4 protein-coding genes are annotated in these 3,459 nt (G+C 66.8%); 1 reads left to right on the forward strand and 3 read right to left on the reverse strand.

Annotated elements, in window-relative coordinates; all coding sequences use genetic code 11:
- The coding region (locus tag IWC96_RS00035) for a dihydroxy-acid dehydratase (protein ID WP_196838117.1) at positions 1–225 on the reverse strand (225 nt) is incomplete at its 3' end.
- Positions 226–365: 140 nt separating this feature from the next.
- Positions 366–1,157: an IclR family transcriptional regulator gene (locus IWC96_RS00040; protein WP_231378720.1), complete on the reverse strand. Its 792-nt coding sequence runs from the start codon at positions 1,155–1,157 to the stop codon at positions 366–368.
- Between the two features lie 179 nt (positions 1,158–1,336).
- On the opposite strand from IWC96_RS00040, the gene IWC96_RS00045 reads away from it, so the two are divergent.
- Complete coding sequence (locus tag IWC96_RS00045) at positions 1,337–2,911, forward strand: sodium/sugar symporter (protein ID WP_021698742.1); 1,575 nt, start codon at positions 1,337–1,339, stop codon at positions 2,909–2,911.
- 34 nt (positions 2,912–2,945) lie between these two features.
- Here the strand turns inward: IWC96_RS00045 and IWC96_RS00050 are convergent.
- A partial coding sequence (locus tag IWC96_RS00050) for a dihydroxy-acid dehydratase (protein ID WP_196838118.1) occupies positions 2,946–3,459 on the reverse strand: 514 nt, incomplete at its 5' end.

Raw genomic sequence — 3,459 nt, forward strand, 5'->3', positions numbered from 1 at the left:
CCCCGCCTCGCGGATGCCCTCGCGCACCCGCTTGGCCAGCTCGATGTGGTGGCGGTTGCACGGCGACAGGTCAGACCCTGTCTGGGCGATGCCGATGATCGGCTTGCCCGAGCGCAGCTCCTCCAGCGTCAGGCCGTAGTTGAGATAACGCTCCAGATACAGCGCCGTCATGTCCGGGTTCGCAGGGTTGTCGAACCACAGACGGGAGCGGAGAGGCTTGGTCATACAGCGACAGTCTTCAGTGGGCCCACGACGGGCGGGGACGCCGGAACACGCGCCCCGACCTTTCATTCATGAAGAACTTATCGCATACGAAAATGCCGGGCCGCAAGCCCGAGGCCGTCCATGGCCCCGCCTGACCCGCTTCAGGCCTGGGACGCGGAGCCCATGTCGGCGGAGATGGCGGCGGCGGCGCGGCGCAGATGGATCAACGCCGTGGCCATGTCGCAGCCCACTGTGGTGTGCTCGATATAGGGGGTGATCAGGGTGGCGATGACGCCGTCCGCCCCCATCACCGGCGCCGACAGATCGGTCACGCCCTTGACGAAATCGCTGGCCCGCTGAGCGTAGCCCTTGACCGCCGTGGCGTCCGCCTCCTCGGCGAAAGCCTCGAACATGGCGTCGCCGTGCAGCCGGCGCAGCACCTCCTCCAGCCGCGCCCGTCCGGCCGGCGAGGCCAGGCCGTAGAACATGCGGCCCGAGGTGGCCTCGATCAGATTGCGGCGGTAGCCGATGCGCACCGAATAGCCCAGGTCTCCGGGGCTCTCGACGCGGGCCACCACCACGATCTGGGTCTCGCTGGGCACCACCAGATGGCACGACTGAACCGTGGTCTCGGCCAGAATTCGCATGGCCGGCAGGGCCGCCTCCACCAGCGACTTCACCGGCGCCTGGGCCATGCCCAGGGTGAACAGGCGGTTTGTCAGGCGATAGCCTTCGGAGGACTGTTCGATATAGCCCCGGAACTCCAGCACCTGGATCATCCGGAACAGCTCGGACACGGAACGCTTGAGGGTCACCGACATCTGCGACGGCGTCATGGGTCGTCCGTGGCTGGACAGCAGTTCGAGCACATCCAGGCCCTTCTCGAGCGCGGGCGCACGGTATTTGCGCTCCCCGAGCTCTTCTTCCAGCGGCGGCATGGCTTCCCCGATCAACCTGTCTCTCCCCAAGTCTTAGCGCCGCCGCCACCCCGATAGAAGGCCGTCCGCGCCGCTTCTTAACCTGCGCCGCCGGATCAAACCATATATGAAATGACTTTCATTGCGCGTCGCTTGAGGATGTCGTAGCCCTTCGTTCAGCGGCCGAATTCAACGGCCCCTCGGGGGAGACATTCATGACGCTGGCGCCGATCGACCTGATCCTTCTGGCCCTTTACGGGGTCGGCATCTTCGCCCTGGCCCAGTGGGTCTCCCGCGACCGGCCCGGCGAGCAGAAGAACACCACCGACTATTTCCTGGCTTCGAAGAGCCTGCCCTGGTGGGCCATCGGCGCTTCGCTGATCGCGGCCAACATCTCCGCCGAACAGATCATCGGCATGTCGGGCTCGGGCTATGTCATCGGCCTGGCCATCGCCTCCTACGAATGGATGGCGGCCCTGACCCTGCTGATCGTGGGCAAGTTCTTCCTGCCCATCTTCCTGAAGAACAACATCGTCACCATGCCCCAGTTTCTGGAGCAGCGGTACGGCGCCAGGATCCGCAGCGTCATGGCCGTGTTCTGGCTGGTGCTCTACGTCTTCGTGAACATCACCTCGATCCTGTGGCTGGGCTCGCTGGCCATCACCACGGTGACGGGCGTGGACCAGACCCTGGCCCTGTTCGGCCTGGCGGCGTTCGGCCTCGTCTATCAGCTGTGGGGCGGGCTCAAGGCCGTGGCCCTGACCGATGCGGTGCAGGTTGCCCTGCTGGTGGCGGGCGGTCTGGTGATCGCGGTCATCACCCTGAACCAGATCGGCGGCGACGGCGGGGTGCTGAACGGCTTCGCCCGCCTGACCACCGAGTTCCCCGAGAAGTTCGACATGATCCTGTCTCCGGACAGCCCGCACTATGCGGCCCTGCCGGGTCTGTCGGTCCTGATCGGCGGCATGTGGATCATGAATCTGAGCTACTGGGGCTTCAACCAGTACATCATCCAGCGCGCGCTGGCGGCCTCCAGCATCGACGAGGCCCAGAAGGGCATCGCCTTCGCCGCCTATCTGAAACTGCTGATGCCGCTGATCGTGGTGCTGCCGGGGCTGGCCGCCCTGGTGCTGGCGCCGGACCTGACGCGGCCCGATCAGGCCTATCCCACCATGATGGCCCTGTTGCCTGTGGGTCTGAAGGGGCTGGTCTTCGCCGCCCTGGTGGCCGCCATCATCGCCACCCTCGGCTCGCTGGTGAACTCCATCTCCACCATCTTCACCCTGGACCTGTACGCCAAGGCGCGCCCGAACCTGTCCCAGCATCATCTGGTCACCGTGGGCCGGCTGTCGGCGGCGGCGGCCATGCTGATCGGCGCCCTCGTCGCCCGGCCGCTGCTGGGCAATTTCGATCAGGCGTTCCAGTTCATCCAGGACTTCACCGGCTTCTTCACCCCGGCCATCGTGGTGATCTTCATCCTCGGCATGTTCTGGCGCCGCGCGTCCGAGGCCGGCGCCCTGGCCGCGGCCATCGGCGGGGTGATCCTGTCGGGCGTCATGTGGTGGCTGAACAACGAGGGCCTGCTGGTCATGCCCTTCATGAACCGGGTGGGGATCGTGTTCCTGATCGCCCTGGCGCTGGCGGTGGTGGTGTCCCTGATCCGCCCCGCCCCCGCTTCGGCCCTGAAGGTCCAGCTGGACGGCATCAGCTTCCGCACCTCCGCCGCTTTCAACCTGGCGGGGGTGGGCGTCATCGCCTTCCTGATCCTGGTCTATTCCATCTGGTGGTGAGCCGGGTCAGCGCCCGAGGCTCACCCGTCCCGCCCTAGTGATTATCCCTCGGCGCGCGGGCGATGGTGTCGACGATGCGGTGGTATTTGACGGCGTTCTCGAGGGTGGCGCCGGTCTCCAGCTGTCCGGTGAGGCCGCGCTGGATCTCCTGCCACGGGGTCTGGGAGGCGGGATAGGCATAGCCGCCGGCGGCCTCCAGCGCGGCCTTGCGCGCGGCGATCTCGTCGTCGGGCACCATCAGGGTGACGGTGGAGGTGTTCAGATCCACGCGGATGTGGTCGCCGGTCTTCAGCACGGCGATGGTCCCGCCCGCCGCAGCTTCGGGCGAGGCGTGCAGGATCGACGGCGACCCCGAGGTGCCCGACTGGCGGCCGTCGCCGATGCAGGGCAGGGCGGTGATCCCTTGCTTGATCAGGTGGGCGGGCGGACGCATGTTGACCACCTCGGCGGCGCCGGGATGGCCGATGGGCCCCGAGCCGCGCATCACCAGCACCGAGCGTTCGGTGATGCCCTCGGCCGGGTCGTCGATGCGGTGGTGGTAGTCCTCG

The organism is Brevundimonas sp. BAL450 (assembly GCF_015767455.1).
Classification (GTDB): Bacteria; Pseudomonadota; Alphaproteobacteria; order Caulobacterales; family Caulobacteraceae; genus Brevundimonas; species Brevundimonas abyssalis.

Coding starts and splice junctions, on each gene's coding strand:
- IWC96_RS00045 (WP_021698742.1), top strand. CDS start 1,337: ATGACGCTGGCGCCGATCGACCTGATCCTTCTGGCCCTTTACGGGGTC.